Origin of the sequence: Myxococcus sp. RHSTA-1-4 (genome assembly GCF_020037125.1) — a bacterium.
Taxonomy (GTDB): Bacteria; Myxococcota; Myxococcia; order Myxococcales; family Myxococcaceae; genus Myxococcus.
The window spans coordinates 26,900-43,665 of record NZ_JAIQDG010000051.1; the positions used below are offsets into that span (position 1 = coordinate 26,900).

General features: G+C 73.8%; 3 protein-coding genes. All 3 read right to left on the minus strand.

The genetic code is table 11. The features are described from left to right. Position 1: 1 nt before the first annotated feature. From K8638_RS41110 to K8638_RS41120, 3 genes are read right to left on the minus strand one after another with little or no spacing between them, the layout of a single operon-like run. The gene (locus tag K8638_RS41110) at positions 2–5,578 is read right to left on the minus strand and encodes a type I polyketide synthase (RefSeq protein WP_223760238.1); all 5,577 of its coding nucleotides are present in this window, start codon (positions 5,576–5,578) and stop codon (positions 2–4) included. Between the two features lie 16 nt (positions 5,579–5,594). Further along, on the minus strand, positions 5,595–11,171 hold the full coding sequence (locus K8638_RS41115) for a type I polyketide synthase (RefSeq protein WP_223760239.1): 5,577 nt from the start codon (positions 11,169–11,171) through the stop codon (positions 5,595–5,597). Beyond that, complete coding sequence (locus K8638_RS41120) at positions 11,168–16,756, minus strand: type I polyketide synthase (protein ID WP_223760240.1); 5,589 nt, start codon at positions 16,754–16,756, stop codon at positions 11,168–11,170. The genes K8638_RS41115 and K8638_RS41120 overlap by 4 nt, the downstream gene beginning before the upstream one ends. Positions 16,757–16,766: the final 10 nt, after the last annotated feature.

The window sequence follows — 16,766 nt, forward strand, 5'->3', positions numbered from 1 at the left end:
GTCAGTTCTCTTCGTTGAACGCGGCGAGCTTCTCCGCGAGGAGCGCCTCGGCCTCTTCATCCGAGAGCTGCTTGACGTTGTTGACGATGGCGGCCTCCAGGGCCGCCTCCTCGTTCCGGGGCTGCTCGACCTTGGGCGCGGGGGAGAGTTGCAGCCGCTCGGCCAGGTAGCCGACGAGGCCCTCCACGGTGGGATGGCGCCAAAGGAGCGTCGCCTGCAGCCGCAGCCCCAGGCTCGCCTCCAGCCGGTTGCGGATCTCCAGGCCCATCAGCGAGTCCAGGCCCAGGCTGCCCAGCGACACCTGGGGGTCGATCTTCGTCGGCGGCAACCGCAGCACCTGGCCGATCTGCTCACGCAGGTGGGCGTCGAGGAGCCGCGGCTGCTCACCCCGCTCCGCCGCCTTGAGCTTCTCCACGAAGGCGCCCGGGGCCGCCCGGGTGGCCGCCGGCGCGGCCTGCTCCACCGAGAGCCGCGAGACGAACGGCGACTGCGAGGCCGTCAGGTAGAACTCGCGCCACTGCCGCAGGTCGAAGCGCATCACCGCCACGCGGGAGCGGGGGCTGCCCAGCAGCCGTCCCAGGGCCTCCAGTGCCTGGGCCGGCGGCATGCTGGCGATACCGCGCATGGCCATGCGGTCGCCCCGGTTGGCGGACGCGGCCGCCAGACCCACCTCGCCCCAGGCGCCCCAGTTGATGCTCAGCGCCGGCAGCCCCAGGCCGCGCCGGTACGCCGCCAGCGAGTCGAGGAAGGTGTTGGACGCCGCGTAGTTGCCCTGCCCCGGCGAGCCCATCAGCGCACCGGCCGCCGAGAAGAGCACGAAGAGGTCGAGCGGCATCCCGGCCGTCAGCGCATGCAGGTTCCACGCGCCGTGGACCTTGGGCGCCATCACCTTGTGGAAGCGCTCGGCGGTGAGGTTCACCAGGAAGCCGTCATCGAGGACGGCCGCCGCGTGGAAGACGCCCCGGAGCGGCGGCCCACCCGCGAGCTCCGCGAGGACCCGCTCCACGTCCGAGCGCACCGCCACGTCGGCCCTGCACACCTGGACCTGGACACCGGAGTCCTGGAGCTTCTCGATGACCTGCCGTGCCTCCGCCGAGGCCCCGCCGCGCCCGGCGAGCGCGAGGGAGCGCGCCCCCCGGGCGGCGAGCCACTCCGCGAGCTTCAGGCCCAGGCCGCCGAGACCTCCGGTGATGAGGTAGGTGCCATCCGGGCGAAGCTCGGCCGGTGGGGCCGCCTCGCGCTCCATGCGCGCGAGCCGTGCCACGAACCGCTCCCCGCCGCGCAGCGCGAGCTGATCCTCCGGCGTCTGCGCCAGAAGCTCCTCGACGAGCGAGGCGGCCTCCGCCTCATCCCGGGCTCCGAGGTCCACGTTGGTGCAGCTCAGCTCGGAGTGCTCCACCGAGAGCACCCGCCCGAAGCCCCACAGGGGCGCCTGCTCGACACGCGACACCCGGTCCCCGGCATTGACGGCGTGGACGCCGCCCGTCACCAGCCACAGCCTGGGCACGTCGCGGAAGCTCGCCTGCACCATCGCCTGGACGAGGTGCAGCGCGCTCTGGACGCCGAGCCGGTGCGCCTCCTCCAGCGCCTCGGGCCGCTCGTCCGGCCTGGGCGCATCGAGGCTGAAGAGGTGCACCACGCCCCGGCAGGCGGGCATGCCGGGGCCGAACTCGCTCTTCAGGAGCTGCGTGAAGCCCTCGGGCCGCAGGGGGTCCACTTCATGGAGCCCGGGCTCGACACGGCGATACGCCTCCCCGTGAGAGACGACGACGCAGGACTCACCGCGCGCCTGGAGCGCCGCCCGCACCTTGCGTCCGAAGCCCTGGCGATCACCGAGCAGGAGCCACGTCCCGGGCGTGGAGCTCCTGCCGGGCGCGGCCTCCGTCCGCGGAGCCTGCTGCCAGTCGACCTCGTACATCCAGCCATCAATCTCATCCGCGGAGCGCCGCCGCGTGGCCCGCAGGCGCCGGCAGACGAGGCCCCGGGCCTCCACGAGGACGCGGCCCTCTGCGTCGAGCAGGGTCACCTCGCCCTCGAGCGTGCCCTCCCCGCCGCTCGCGCCGCGCCGGATGACGCCGTGTCCCCACAGCGAGCGGCCCGGCCGCCCGTGGACGCGGAGGCTGTCGAGCGCCACCGGCACGAACGTCTCGCCCCGCGCCTCGCCCAGCGCCGCCCCGTTGATGACCTGGAAGCACGCGTCCAGGAGCACCGGGTGGACCTGATGGGCCGCCAGCTCCGCGGCGACCGAGGGCGGCAGCTCGAAGCGCGCGATGGCCTCCCCGCCCGTGCGCCACAGCTCCTTCAGCACGCGGAAGCTCGGGCCGAAGTCGACGCCGCGCTCCTGCATCACCTGGTAGTGCGCCTCCCCCTCCACACGCTCCGTGCACCGGCCCCGCGCCTCCTCCAGCGAGAAGGCACCCGGCTCGCCGTCATCGGAGCGCAGCCGTCCCTCGGCATGCAGCGTCCAGCTCCCGCCCGCCGGGGCGCGGCTGAAGATCTGGAACCGCGAGGCTCCCTCGGCGTCGGGGGCGATGCTCAGCTGCACCGGGAGCAGGTCCTCCCGAGGCAGCGTCATCAGCGCCTGGAAGGACACGTCATCGAGCGCCCAGCGCTTCGGCCCCAGTGCCTCCACCGCCCCGGCCACCGCCATCTCCAGGTACGCCGCGCCGGGCAGCACGACGTCGCCGTGCACGAGGTGGTCCGCGAGATAGGCCGGGCTGTCCGCGGCCAGCTCCGTCTGCCAGAGGTGGGTGCCGGGCTGCGCCGCCAGCGCCACGTGGGCACCGAGCAGCGGGTGGCGCCCCGCCTCCCGGGCGCGGCGCGCGCGGGCCGGGGCCTCTATCCAGAAGTGCTCGCGCTGCCACGGGTAGGTGGGCAGGGCCACCGGGCGGCTCCGCGTCGGGTGCTGGCGGCGCAGGTCCACCTTGTGTCCCGTGACGTGGAGCGCCCCGAGCGCGGACAGCATCGAGCCCCGCTCGTCCTCCTCTCTCCGGAGCGACGGGATGGCGGCGCCCTCGCGGCCCAGGTGGCGCAGGTGCTGCTCCACCGCCGGCAGGAGGATGGGATGCGGGCTCAGCTCGATGAAGAGGTCGTGCCCCTCGGTCGAGAGCCGCTCGATGGCGGTGGAGAACAGCACCGGCTCGCGCAGGTTGTCGACCCAGTAGCGGGCGTCGAACGACGCGCCATCCGCCAGCTTGCCGGTCACCGTCGAGCACATGGAGATGCTCGCCGCGCGGGGCTTGATGCCCTGGAGCGCCGCGAGCAGCTCCGGCCGCAGCGGATCCATCTGGGGGCTGTGCGAGGCGACGTCCACCTTCACCGGGCGGAAGAAGACCTCCCGGGCCTTGAGACGGCCCGTCACCTCCTCGAGCGCGGCCGGGTCACCGGAGAGCACCGTCGAGCGCACCCCGTTGCTCACCGCGACGGAGACGCGGTCCTCGAAGCCGCGCAGGGCCTCCTTCGCCTCCTCCAGCGTGAGGTCCACCATGACCATGGCTCCCCGGCCACTCACGGTGCGCAGCAGCCGGCTGCGGCGGCAGATGATGGCCGCCGCGTCCTCCAGGCTCAGCGCGCCGGCCACGTGCGCCGCGGCCACCTCGCCCATGCTGTGGCCCACCACCGCGTCGGGCTCGATGCCCCACGCGCGCCACAGCTCCGCCAGGGCCACCTCCATGGCGAAGAGCACCGGCTGGATGACGTCGATCTCCCCCAGGCGCGAGCGCTCCGCGTCCGCCGCGAGCACCTCCAGGACGTTGAAGCCCGCCTCGGCCCGGATGGCCTCCGCGCACCGCTCCATCGCGGCGCGGAACGCCGGCTCCTCCTCCAGCAGGCGCCGGCCCATCCCGAGCCACTGCGAGCCCTGACCGGGGAACACGAAGACGACCCGGCGGCGGGCACCACCGGCCTTGCGGCCCACGGCCCCTCCCGGGACTGGCTCACCCCGCGCGAAGGCACTCAGCTTCTCCGCGAGCTCGGCGTGGGTCCGGCCCACGATGGCCAGCCGGTGCTCATGGTGCGCGCGCCGCAGCGCCGCCGTGGCGCAGAGGTCGCGCAACGAGACCTCCGGGTGCTCGGTCAACCAGGCCGCATGGCGCTCCGCCATGGCCCGGAGGGCCTCGGGGCTCCGCGCCGAGAGCACCAGCAGTTCCGCTCCCCTCACGGAGGCGGGGGCCTCCTGGGGCGGAGGCGGCGCCTCCTGCAGGATGATGTGCGCGTTGGTGCCGCTCAGACCGAACGCGCTCACCCCCGCGAACCGCGGACGCTCGCCACGAAGCCAGGGCCGCGGCTCGGTGGGGACGACGACCGGCGCGTCGCCGATGGCGATGTTCGGGTTGAGGCGCTTGAAGTGCAGGTTGGGCGGGATGGCCTCATTGCGAAGCGCGAGCACCACCTTGAGGATGCCGGCGAGCCCGGCCGTGGCCTCCAGGTGGCCGATGTTCGTCTTCACCGCGCCCACCACGAGCGGCGACTCCGCCGTGCGCCCCTCGCCAAACACGTGGGCCAGTGCCTGGAGCTCGATGGGGTCTCCCAGCGAGGTGCCCGTGCCGTGCGCCTCGATGTAGGAAATCTGCGAAGGCGTGAGCCCCGCGTTCGCCAGCGCCTGCCGGATGACCAGCTCCTGCGCCGGGCCGTTGGGCACCATCAGGCCGCTGCTGGCGCCATCCTGGTTCACCGCCGAGCCCGCGATGAGCGCGAGGATTTCGTCTCCGTCGGCCTGCGCCTGAGAGAGCCGCTTGAGGACGGCGACGGCCACGCCCTCGGCGCGCACGAAGCCATCGGCCGCCTCGTCGAATGTCTTGCACCGCCCGTCAGGGGCGAGCCCCCGGCTGCTGGAGAGCGCGATGGCGCCCTCCGGCGAGAGCATCAGGTTGACGCCCGCGGCGAGCGCCAGGTCGCACTCGCGGTTGCGCAGGCTCTGGCAGGCCGTATGGAGCGCCACGAGCGAGGACGAGCAGGCCGTGTCGATGGCCATGCTCGGGCCTTGCAGGCCGAGCGCATAGGAGAGCCGCCCGGCGGCCGCGTTCAGGCAGGTGCCCGTCAGGTGGTAGATGTCCAGCGAGCCCGCGAGCTGCTCCGATTGGAGTCGCGCGTAGTCGCTCCCGATGACGCCCAGGAACACGCCCGTGCGGCTCCCGACGAGCTGATCCGCGGGCTGCCCGGCGCGCTCCAACGCCTCCCACGCCAGCTCCAACAGCATGCGGTGCTGGGGGTCCATGCGCGAGGCCTCGCGGGGAGAAATCCCGAAGAAGCCCGCATCGAAGCGCTCGATGCCGTCGATGAAGCCTCCCCAGCGCGCATACGTCTTGCCGGGCCTGCCCGGCTCGGGGTCGAACAGCGCGTCCGCGTCCCAGCGCTCTCGCGGCACCTCGCGGATGGCGTCGACACCGTTGGACAGCAGCCGCCAGAAGGCCTCGGGGGTCTCGACGCCGCCGGGCAGGCGGCAGGAGGTGCCCACGATGGCGATGGGCTCCGAGCGCGTGCGCTTGAGCGCCTCGTTCTCGGTGTTCAGCTCCAGGGCCAACAGCGCGAGCCTCTTCGGAGGCAGGCTCGAAATCTTCTCGTAGAACTCTCGGCTCATGGTCGCGGCGCTCGATTCAGTTCTGGTTCCCGGCGATCTTCTCTGCGATCAGCCGTTCGATTTCGTCGTCGGACATCTGGTCCATGCGCGACAGGCGCTCGGACAGCCCGCTCTCATCCGTGGGCGCGGCCCGCACCTGTGGCGCCGCCACCGCCTCGGTGGGCAGCGGAATCTCCAGCGTCTCCGCGAGCCCGGCCAGGCGCTTCGCCAGGGCCTCCACCGTGGGGTAGTCGAAGGCAAGGCTCGCGGGGAGCTCCTTGCCGAAGCCGCGCTGGAGCACGTTGCGCAGCTCCACGGTCATCAGCGACGTCATCCCCATCTGGAAGAAGCCGCGGTCGGTGGGCGGCAGCTCCGCCGGCGGAAACCCGAGGATGCGCCCCACCTCGCGCTGGAGATGCCGCAGCAGCGCGTCGAAGCGGCGGGCGGGAGGCAGGGCCCCCAGCTCCGTGAGCACCTGCGCCCGCGCGGAGGCGCCCACCGCCGGCGCGGGTGCGCCCACCTGCTGGAGGAAGGGTCTGCGCCGCCGCGCCTCCCAGATGGGCTTCAACGCCGACCAGTCCACGGAGGCCACGGTCTGGATCAGCACGCCCGCCTGCATCACCCGCCCCATGGCGTCGAGTGCCTGCTCCGAGCGCATCGGCTTCAAGCCAAAGCGCTCGAATCCCTGCTCTCCCTCCGCGCGCGCGCCGGCCACCTCGTCCCACGTGCCCCAGTGGATGGTGGTGGCGGGCAGCCCCGCCGCGTGGCGGTGGTGCGCGAGCGCTTCGAGCACCTGGTTGGCGGCCGCGTAGTGCGCCAGGCCAGAGGCACCCCACAGGGCCGAGGTCGACGAGAACATCACGAAGAAGTCCAGGTCGAGACCGCGCGTCAGCTCGTGGAGCACCCAGGCTCCGAGCGCCTTGGGGCGCAGCATCGCCGTCAGCGCAGGCAGGTCCATGACCTCCAGGCGGTGCGGGCTCATGAGCGAGGCCGCGTGGATGACGCCGCGCAGGGGATGCGTGGAGGTCGCCTCGCGCAGGAGCGCCTCCATCTGGGGCCGGTCCGCCACGTCGGCGGCCAGCGGGGTGACGGTCGCCCCGAGCACACGGAGGGCTTCGATGGCCTCCTCCCGCCTGGCCGACTCGGCGCCCCCGGCGGAGAGCGCGCGCCGGCCCAGCAGCACGAGGTGCCGGGCGCCCCGCTCCACCAGCCACCGCGCCACCTTCAGGCCCAGCCCGCCGAGCCCACCCGTCACGAGGTAGGACGCGTCCGGGCGCAGCCGCGGCGGCTCCACCGCCTGCTGGGACCGGGCAGGGACGAGGCGGGGCACGAGGCGCCGCTCCTTCCGCAGCGCGAGCTGATCCTCCCCGTCCACCTCGGACGCGGCGAGCTCCTGGAGCAACGCCGCCGCCTCTCCTGGCGCGCCGCCCGGCTCCAGGTCGATGAGCCCGCCCCACAGGTCCGGCTGCTCCAGGGACACCACGCGGCCGAAGCCCCAGAGCGACGCCTGGGCCAGCGAGACCTTCTCGCCCGCCGCGCCAGTCACCTGGGCGCCCCGCGTCACCATCCACACCCGCGCCCGCCCGCGCTCTCCCAGGACGCCCTGGATGAGGTGCAGCGCCCCCGCGGAGGCCTCTGTCGACAGCACCTCCTCGCCGGCCGCGTCGAGCCCCCACAGATAGACGGCCCGCTGGCTCCGCGCCGCCGAGACAGGCGCCTCGCGCAGGAGACGCGCGAAGTCCTCGGGCCGCGCCGGGTCCACCACGAAGCGCCGCTCATCCAGGCGCTGGTACGCGCTCCCCGCCGTCACGGTGACACACGCCTCTCCCCGGCGGGCAATCTCCTCCACGAGCGCCGTCCCGAATCCGCTCCGGTCGAGGAACACCAGCCAGTCCGCCGCCCCGGGGTTGGCCTTGGAGGCGGGCCGGGTCTCCCAGGCCACGTCGTAGAGCCAGTCCCGAGCGCCCTCCCCGGTCCCCGCGCCCAGCGCTTCGAGGACGCGCTCGGCCGGGACGCGCCTCAGCCGCACACCGCGCGCCGCGGCCACCGTGGCACCGCCGCCATCCAGGAGCTCCAGCGCGCCCACCGGGGCCTCCACACCGCCGGTGGAGTCGACGGACGCGTGGGCCCACTGCACCTGGGAGCGACCCGCCGCGCACTCAATCACGTCGATGCGCACGGGCATGAACAGCGCGGCCCCATCCCCCTCCTCCATGACGGCGGACGCCAGGGTCTGCAACGCCGCGTCGAGCAGGGCCGGGTGGAACTGGTAGCGCTCCGCCTCCTGGACGGTCTCCGCGCCGAGCGTGATGCGCCCGAGCGCCTCACCCGGCCGCCGGAAGACCTCGCCCATCGTCCGCAGCGGCGGCTCGTACTGGACGTTGCGCCGGGCGAGCGCGTCGTAGATGGCCGTGGACGGCACCCGCTGCGTGCAACCCGCTTGCACCGCCTCCACGGATACCCGGGCGCCGGGGGGAGCCTCCGCGAGCCGCACGTTGCCGCGAGCGTGCAGCACCCACTGGGGCTCGCGCGTCGCGCCACCCGGGCGGCTGTGGACATGAAAGACCTGCTGCCCACCGGAAGCCGGCGAGAGGTGCACCTGCACGATGCGGCGCCGCGCCTCGGGCAGCACCATCGCGCGCTCGAACTCCACGTCCGTCAGCGTTCGCGGCCCGGAGCCGGAGACCTCCGCCGCGGCGCTCAGCACCAGCTCCACCAGCGCCGAGGCCGGGAGCACGGCCACGCCACCCAGGCGGTGCGCGCCGAGCCACGGCAGGGACGTGCTGCCCAGCTCCAGCTCGAAGACGTGACCGCCGAGCCCCTGCGCCACGCTCACCGGCCGGCCCTTCAGTGACGTCAAGCGCTCGGCCGTGGAAGGCACCGGCAGCACCGCGCCATCGAGCCAGTACCGCTTGCGCTGCCACGGGTACGGCGGCAGGGGAACGACCTGTCCGCCCTCCGGGAAGAGGCGCGCCCAGTCCACCGGGTGCTCCGCGCGGTACAGCGCGCCGAGAGACTCCAGCATCACCGCGCGCTCGGCCTCCTCGCGGCGCAGCGAGGCGAGCAGGAGGACCTCGCGGCCCGCGTGCTGCATGCAGCGCTCGATGGCGGGCAGCAGGATGGGATGCGGGCTCAGCTCCACGAAGACCGTGTGTCCGCCCTCGATGAGCCGGGCCACGGACGAGGAGAACAGCACGGGCTCGCGCAGGTTGCGCACCCAGTACGCCGCATCCAGGCTCGTGCCGTCACAGGCGGACGCGGTGACGGTGGAGAGCATCGGGGTGGACGTGGGCCGCGGCCGCACCGCCGAGAGCGCGGCGAGCAGCTCCTCGCGCAGGCAGTCCACCTGGGGGCTGTGCGAGGCGACGTCCACCTTCACCCAGCGGCAGAACACGTTGCGCGCCTCGAGGGTGGCCCGGACCTCCTCCAGCACCGAGGGGTCTCCCGCCAGCACCGTGGAGGTGGGGCTGTTGCTGACCGCGATGGCCACGCGCGCCTCGTGCCCGGCGATGACGGCTCGCGCCTCCGCCAGGGGCAGCTCCACCGAGAGCATCGCGCCCTGGCCGCTGAGCCGCCGCATCAGCTGGCTGCGGCGGCAGATGATGGCCGCCGCGTCCTCCAGGCTCAGCGCGCCGGCCACGTGCGCCGCGGCCACCTCGCCCATGCTGTGCCCCACCACCGCGTCCGGGGTGATGCCCCAGGAGCGCCACAGCTCGGCGAGCGCCACCTCCATGGCGAACAGCACCGGCTGCACGACGTCGATCTCCCCCAGCCGGGACTGCTCGGGCGAGGCGCGCAGCACCTCCGGCAGCCGCCACGCCACATGGGGCCGCAGGGCCGCGTCAATGCGCTCCAGCGCCTCACGGAAGACGGGCTCCTCCTCCAGGAGGCGCCGCCCCATGCCGAGCCACTGGGAGCCCTGGCCGGGGAACACGAACACGACCTTCCGGGGCCCCGTGCCCTTGCGCGCCGGCGCCGGCCCGCTGGCGGCCTCCCGGAGCTTCTCCGCCAGCTCCGCCGCGGACCCACCCACGACGGCGAGCCGGTGCTCGTGGTGCGTGCGCCGCAGCGCGGCCGTGCGGCAGATGTCCTGGAGCGGCGCCTCGGGAGACGCGGAGAGGAAGTCCGCGAAGCGCCCGGCCATCGCCTGGAGCGCGGCGGGGGTGCGGGCGGACAGGGGCAACAGCTGTGCGCCGGGCGCGGAGGCCACCTGCCGCGCGGGGGCCGCGGGCGGCTCCTCGAGAATCACGTGCGCGTTGGTGCCGCTGGCGCCGAACGAGCTGACGGCGATGCGGCGCGCCCGGTCCGTCGCCGGCCAGGACTGGAGCGCCGTCGGCAGGACGATGGGCGTGCCCTCCAGGTCGATGCGGGGGTTGACCCGCTGGAGGTGCAGGAGGGGGGGAATCGTCCGGTGCCGCAGGGAGAGGACCGCCTTGATGACGCCCGCGATGCCCGCCGCCGCCTCCAGGTGGCCGATGTTCGTCTTCGCCGCGCTCACGACGAGAGGCCGCTGCTCCGGGCGGCCCCGGCCATAGACCTCCTTGATGGCCTCCATCTCGATGGGGTCCCCGAGCGAGGTGCCCGTCCCATGCGCCTCGATGCAGTCGACGTCCGCCGGCTCCAGCCCCGCGCTCCGCAGCGCCTGCCGGAGGAGGTCCTTCTGCGCGACCATGTTGGGCGCGGTCAGGCCCGCCGACTTGCCGTCCTGGTTGACGGCCGAGCCGCGCAGGAGCGCCAGGATGGGGTCACCCGCCGCGATGGCATCGGACAGGCGCTTGAGGACGACCACGCCACAGCCCTCGCCCCGGACGAAGCCGTTGGCGCGCGCGTCGAAGGTCTTGCAGCGCCCGTCCGGCGCGAGCGCATCCCCCCGCGCCACCCGGAGCGAGGAGTGCGGCGAGAGGATGAGGTTGACGCCGCCCGCGAGCGCGAGCGAGCACTCCCCATCCCGGAGGCTCTGGCAGGCAAGGTGCAGCGCCACCAGCGAGGACGAGCACGCGGTGTCAATCACCATGCACGGCCCCTGGAGGTCCAGCAGGTACGAGAGCCGCCCGGCCACCACGCTGTTGATGGTGCCCGTCACGCTGCTGGCGTCCTGGTCGGAGGGGGTGCCCAGCTCGAGCCTGGCGTAGTCGTCGTTGTAGACGCCCGCGAAGACGCCCGTGCGGCTGCCCGCGAGCTTCGAGGCATCCTGCCCGGCGCTCTCCAGGGCCTCCCAGGCCACCTCGAGCAGGAGCCGCTGCTGCGGGTCCATGCGGTGCGCCTCGCGCGGCGAGATGCCGAAGAACTCCGCGTCGAAGCGGTCCACCTCGTCGAGGAACGCGCCCCACCGCGCCCCGGGCTTGTCCAGTGCCTCGGGGCCGAGCCGGGCCGCCTCCTCCTGGGTCCACCGGGACGGAGGGACCTCGGTGACGGCGTCCACGCCGTCGTGCAGCAGGCGCCAGAACGACTCCGGGTTGGTGGCACCGCCCGGGAAGCGGCACGCCATGCCGATGATGGCCACCGGCTCCGCGCGCGCGCCCTCCAGCGCATCGAGCTTGGACTTGAGCTCCAGCGCCAGCAGCGCCAGCCGCTTGGGCGAGTACTGCGCGATCTTCTCAGCGAAAGTCGTCATTTTCCCTGCGCCATCCTCTGGGCGAGCAGCCGCTCGACTTCCTCTTCCGACATGTCTTCAATCTCGCTGCTCACCGCGGCGCTCGTGCGCGCCGCCTGGGGCGCGGGAGCGGGGGCCTGTACCGGGGCCTCCTCGGCGCGGGGAGCCTGCTCGGAGAGCGAGAGCCCCAACCGCTCCGAGAGGAACGTGACGAGCGCGGCGAGGGTCGGGTAGGCCCACACCAGCGTCGCGCTCAGCTTCAGGCCCAGCGAGGCCTCCAGCCGGTTGCGGATCTCCATCCCCATCAGCGAGTCGAGCCCCAGGCTCCCCAGCGCGACGCGCGGTCCCAGCCGCTCCGGGTCCATCCGCAGCACCGCGGCGAGCTGCTCGCGCAGGTGCTGCTCCAGGAGGGCCTGCCGCTCGGCCGCCCCGGCTTGCTCGAGCCTCTCGCGGAAACGGCCCCGCCCGGCCTCACCCTCGCGCGGGGCGGCCTGCTGTTGCACCAGACGCGTGAAGAACGGCGACTGCGCCGCGGACAGGTAGAACTCCATCCACTGCCGCAGGTCGAGCGACACCACGCCCACCTGCGGCCGGCCCTGCCCGAGCAGCATGCCGAGCGCCGCGAGCGCCTTGTCGGGAGCCATCCCGCGCAGGCCTCGCGCCTCGATGCGCTTCCGCGGGTTCGCCCGCGCCGCGAGGCCGGTGCCGGTCCACGCGCCCCAGGCGATGCTCAGCCCGGGCAGCCCCTCCGCCCGCCGGGCATGGGCCAGCGCGTCCAGGAAGGCGTTGGCCGCGGCGTAGTTCCCCTGGCCCGGAGAGCCCAGCAGGGCCGCCGCGCTGGAGAAGAGCACGAAGAAGTCCAGCGGGCGCTGCCGCGTGGCCACATGCAGGTTCCAGGCGCCCTGGACCTTGGGGGCCATCACCGTCGCGAAGCGCTCCTCGGTGAGGTTGAGCAGCACACCGTCATCGAGGAGGCCGGCCGCGTGGATGACGCCCCGGAGCGGCGGCATGCCCGCGTCCACCACCGCCAGCGCGCGCGCCACGTCGTCCGGCACCGAGACATCCGCACGGAGGACCTCCACACGGGCGCCCGCCTGGCGCAGCTCGCCCAGCGCGCGCTCCGCCTCCTCGGAGGGAGCGCCGCGCCCCAGGAGGAGGAGGTACCGCGCCCCCTGCGCGACGAGCCAGCTCGCGACCTGGAGACCCAGTCCCCCGAGTCCGCCGGTGATGAGGTAGGTGCCGTCGGCGAAGACGCGCTCCGTCAGCTCCCGCGGCTCCAGCGCCTCCGCCGCGCGAACGAACCGGGCCACCTGCCGCACGCCGCCGCGCCAGGCGACCTGGTCCTCGGGAGAGAGGGACGAGAGCTCCCGGATGAGCGCCTCGGTGTCCACCTCCGCGTCGAGCTGGAAGTCCACCCGGGTGCACCGCAGCTCGGGGTGCTCCATGGCGATGACCTGCCCGAGGCCCCACAGCGGCGCCTGCGCCACGTTCACCCGCTCCTGCCGCGGGCCCACGGAGCGGGCCCCCTGCGTGACGAGCCAGAGCCGCGGCGCATCCCGCCAGCCCGCGCGCGCGAGCGCCTGCACGAGGTGCATCACGCCCGTCGTCCCCAGCCGCCGTGCCTCCTCCAGGGCCGCGGGAGTGAGCGCCTCGTTCGAGGCACTGTCGAGGCTCCACAGGTGCACCACGCCCCGGCACGGAGGCGCCCCCGGAGGCAGCGCGTCCCCCAGCAGCCGGCGCAGGTGCTCGGCGTTGCGCGGGTCCACCTCGTAGTGGCCCGGCTCGACAGCCCGGTAAACCGAGCCCGGCGACACCACCACGCAGGACTCACCACGAGCCTCCAGCAGGGCGCGAAGCCCGCGAGCCGCGCCCCGCTTGTCGGCCAGAAGCAGCCACGTCCCCGGCGATTTCTCCGGCCACGCGAGCGAGTCCGGCAGGGCCCGAGGCTCCCAGTCCACCTGGTAGATCCACTCGGCGAGCTCCGCGCGCGAGGCGCGCCAGCCCGCTCCCGGCAGGCGGCTGACCTGGACGCCCGAGATGACCGCCACCCGCCGGCCCTCCGCGTCCCGCAGCGTGAGGTCCCCGCTGAAGGTGGCCCCCTCTCCGTCGCGGAGCATCAGGTGCGCCCACACCTCGGCCGGAACCGGGCGGTCGAAGCGCGCCGCCTCCACGCCCCGGCCCACGTACGTGACGCCCGCGGGCAGGAAGGCCATCAGGAGTTGGAAGCAGGCATCGAGGAAGGCCGGATGGACGACGTGCTCCCCCGCATGGCCGGCCAGGGACTCGGGCAGCCGGAGGTGCGCGTAGGCCTCGCGCTCTCCCAGCCAGAGCCGCTGGAGCCCCTGGAACGCCGGGCCATAGTGCAGTCCGCGCTCCGCCATGCCCTGGACGTGCTCTGCGCCCTCGATGATGCGCGGGCAGCGCGCCTGGATGACGTCGGAGGGCGGGAGGGACTCGGTGGCCTCACCGGACACGCGCTGGATGGCGCCCTCGGCGACCGGCACCCAGGCGGGTGCGGCCGCGTGGGTGTCCAGGGCGAAGCACTGGAAGTCGGCGGCCCCCGGAGACCGCTCGGTCATCACCACCTGGAGGCGGCGGGTCCCCTCATCCGGAAGGAACACGGGCTGGACACAGACCAGCCGCGAGAGCGCATACCGTCCCTCACCCAGGGCCTGCCGCGCCGCCGCGAGCGCGATGTCCACCCACGCCGTCCCCGGAAGGACGACGGCATCCTGGACGCGGTGGTCCGTGGTCCATCCGACGTCCGCGACACCCAGGTCGCTCTGCCAGACGTGCGTGCCCGGCTGGTGGCTGAGCGCCACGTGGGCCCCCAGCAGCGGATGCTCGGCCGAGCCCTTCACGCGGTGGCCACCACGCCGCGAGACGGGCGCGGCGGAAGCCTCCAGCCAGAAGCGCTCGCGCTGCCACGGATAGGCGGGGAGCGTGACGACGCGTCCACCCTCGGGGTGGAGCCGCGCCCAGTCCATCGTGTGGCCCGCGGTGTAGAGCGCCCCCAGCGTGGTGAGCAGCCGCTCCCGCCCACCCTCCTCCCGGCGCAGCGACGGCAGCACGGCGAGCGAGCCGCACCGCTCGCGCAGTCCCTCCTCGATGGCGGGCAGGAGCACGGGATGGGCGTTGAGCTCCAGGAAGGTCTCGTGACCCTCGGCGCCCAGCCGCTCAATCGCATCCCAGAAGCGCACCGGCTCGCGCAGGTTGCGCTCCCAGTACTCCGCGGTCAGCGGCTCCTCGTTCCGCCGCCCCGTCACCGTCGAGTAGAGCGGCACCCGCTCGCGCTCCGGCCGCACGTCCGCCAGCAGCCGCAGCAGCTCGGCGCGCAGCGGCTCCATCTGAGGGCTGTGCGAGGCGTAGTCCACCTTCACCCAGCGGCAGAAGACGCCCGCCTTCTCCAGCCGTGCCAGCACCTCGGCCAGGGCCGCCCGGTCTCCCGACAGCACCTGGGAGCGCGGCCCGTTCACCGCTCCGACGGCGAGCCGTCCCTCGTAGCCGCGCAGCGCCTCGCGCGCCTCGTCGGCCGAGAGCTCCACCACCGCCATCCCGCCCTGCCCGCTCGCGCGCTTCACCAGCCTGCTGCGCACGCAGATGATGCGCGCCGCGTCCTCGAGGCTCAGCGCGCCGGCCACGTGGGCCGCGGCCACCTCGCCCATGCTGTGGCCCACCACCGCCTGGGGCTCCACGCCCCACGAGCGCCAGAGCGCCGCGAGCCCCACCTGCATCGCGAACACCGCGGGCTGGATGACGTCCACCTCCTCGAGGCTCGCCCGGGGCCCCTCGCCGCGCAGCACCTCCAGGATGGAGCCCTCCAGGTGGGGCCGCATCGCCCGCTCACACGCCTCGATGACCTCGCGGAAGACGCGCTCCTCCTCCAGGAGCCGCCGGCCCATGCCCTGCCACTGTCCACCCTGGCCGGGAAACACGAAGACGACCTTCCGGGCCTGCCCCGGGTCCTCCCGCGGCTCGGAGGCTTGCGGCTCCCGCGCGAGGAAGCCCTGGAGCTGGCTGGAGAGTTCCTCCTTCGAGCGCCCCACCACCGCCAGCCGGTGCGGATGGTGGCCGCGGCGCACGCTGGCCGTGTAGACGAGGTCCCCGAGCGAGTCCGCCGTGCCGGCCGACAGGTGCTCGACCCAGCGCCTCGCCTGCTCCCGAAGCGCGGAGGGGCTCCTGGCGGACAACGGCAGGAGGACCGCCGGGTGCGGCACCGGGCTCGCCGCCGGGCGCGAGGGCGAGGGTGCCTCCTCCAGCACGACATGCGCGTTGGTCCCACTCAGGCCGAACGCGCTCACCCCGGCGCGCCGGGGCTTCGCCCCGCGAGGCCAGGGCAGCTCCTGGGCCGGGAGCACGAACGATGTCCCACTCAGCGAGATGCGCGGGTTGATGGAGCGGAAGTTCAGGTTGCGCGGAATCACCTCGTGCCGCAGCACGAGCACCGCCTTGATGAGGCCCGCCACGCCCGAGGCCGCCTCCAGGTGGCCCAGGTTCGTCTTCAGCGCGCCGATGGCACAGGTGGACCCGTCCGGCCGCGGCTGCCCCAGCACCTCCCGGAGCGCCTCGAACTCGATGGGGTCGCCCAGGGACGTCCCGGTGCCGTGTGCCTCGACGTAGCCGATGTCCGGGGCGGCCACCTTCGCATCCGCGAGCGCCTGCCGCAGGAGGGCCTGCTGGGCGAGCACGTTGGGTGCCGTCAGCCCCGACGAGCGGCCATCCTGGTTGATGGCCGAGCCCCGGATGAGCGCCCAGATCCGGTCGCCATCGCGCTCGGCGTCCGAGAGCCGCTTGAGGACCACGAGACCGCAGCCCTCGCCGCGCACGAAGCCGTTGGCCGCCGCATCGAAGGTCTTGCAGCGGCCATCCGGCGAGAGCGCCTGCATCCGGCCCAGCATGGCCGAGTTCATCGGGTCGAGGATGAGGTTGGCGCCACCCGCCAGCGCGACCTCGCTCTCGCCGCGCCGGAGGCTCTGGACGGCCTCATGCACCGCGACCAGCGACGAGGAGCACGCCGTGTCGATGGACAGGCAGGGCCCCTGGAAGCCGAAGACGTACGAGAGCCGGCCGGCCGCCGTGGAGAGCAGCGTGCCGGTCAGGTCGTAGCCCTCGACGCCATCGACGCCCTTGGCGTTGACCCGCTGGCGGTAATCCGTGCTGCTCAGGCCGAGGAAGACGCCCGTCAGGCTCTTCGCGAGCCGCTCGGGGCGCACGCCCGCGTCCTCCAGCGCCTCCCATGTCACCTCCAGCAGGAGGCGCTGCTGGGGGTCGAGGCTCGCGGCCTCGCGCGGAGAGACCTCGAAGAAGGACGCATCGAATCCATCCACCGAGTCGAGGAGCCCGGCCCAGCGCACCGCCGGGTTCTCGCCTGGAATCACATCCGCGGGCCAGCGCTCGGCGGGAATCTTGCGGACCGCGTCCACACCGTCCCGGAGCATGCGCCACAGCGCGTCCGGAGCACGGGCCTCCCCCGGGAAGCGGCACGCCATGCCCACGATGGCGATCGGCTCCGCCTTCGCGGCCTCCTGCCTGGCGAGCCGCGCCTCCAACGCCTCGATCTTGAGGAGCGAGTTCTTCAGCAGGACTCGGTAGTCCGGGGTACTCATGAGCGACGCC

Coding starts and splice junctions, on each gene's coding strand:
- K8638_RS41120 (WP_223760240.1), bottom strand. CDS start 16,756: ATGAGTACCCCGGACTACCGAGTCCTGCTGAAGAACTCGCTCCTCAAG.
- K8638_RS41110 (WP_223760238.1), bottom strand. CDS start 5,578: ATGAGCCGAGAGTTCTACGAGAAGATTTCGAGCCTGCCTCCGAAGAGG.
- K8638_RS41115 (WP_223760239.1), bottom strand. CDS start 11,171: ATGACGACTTTCGCTGAGAAGATCGCGCAGTACTCGCCCAAGCGGCTG.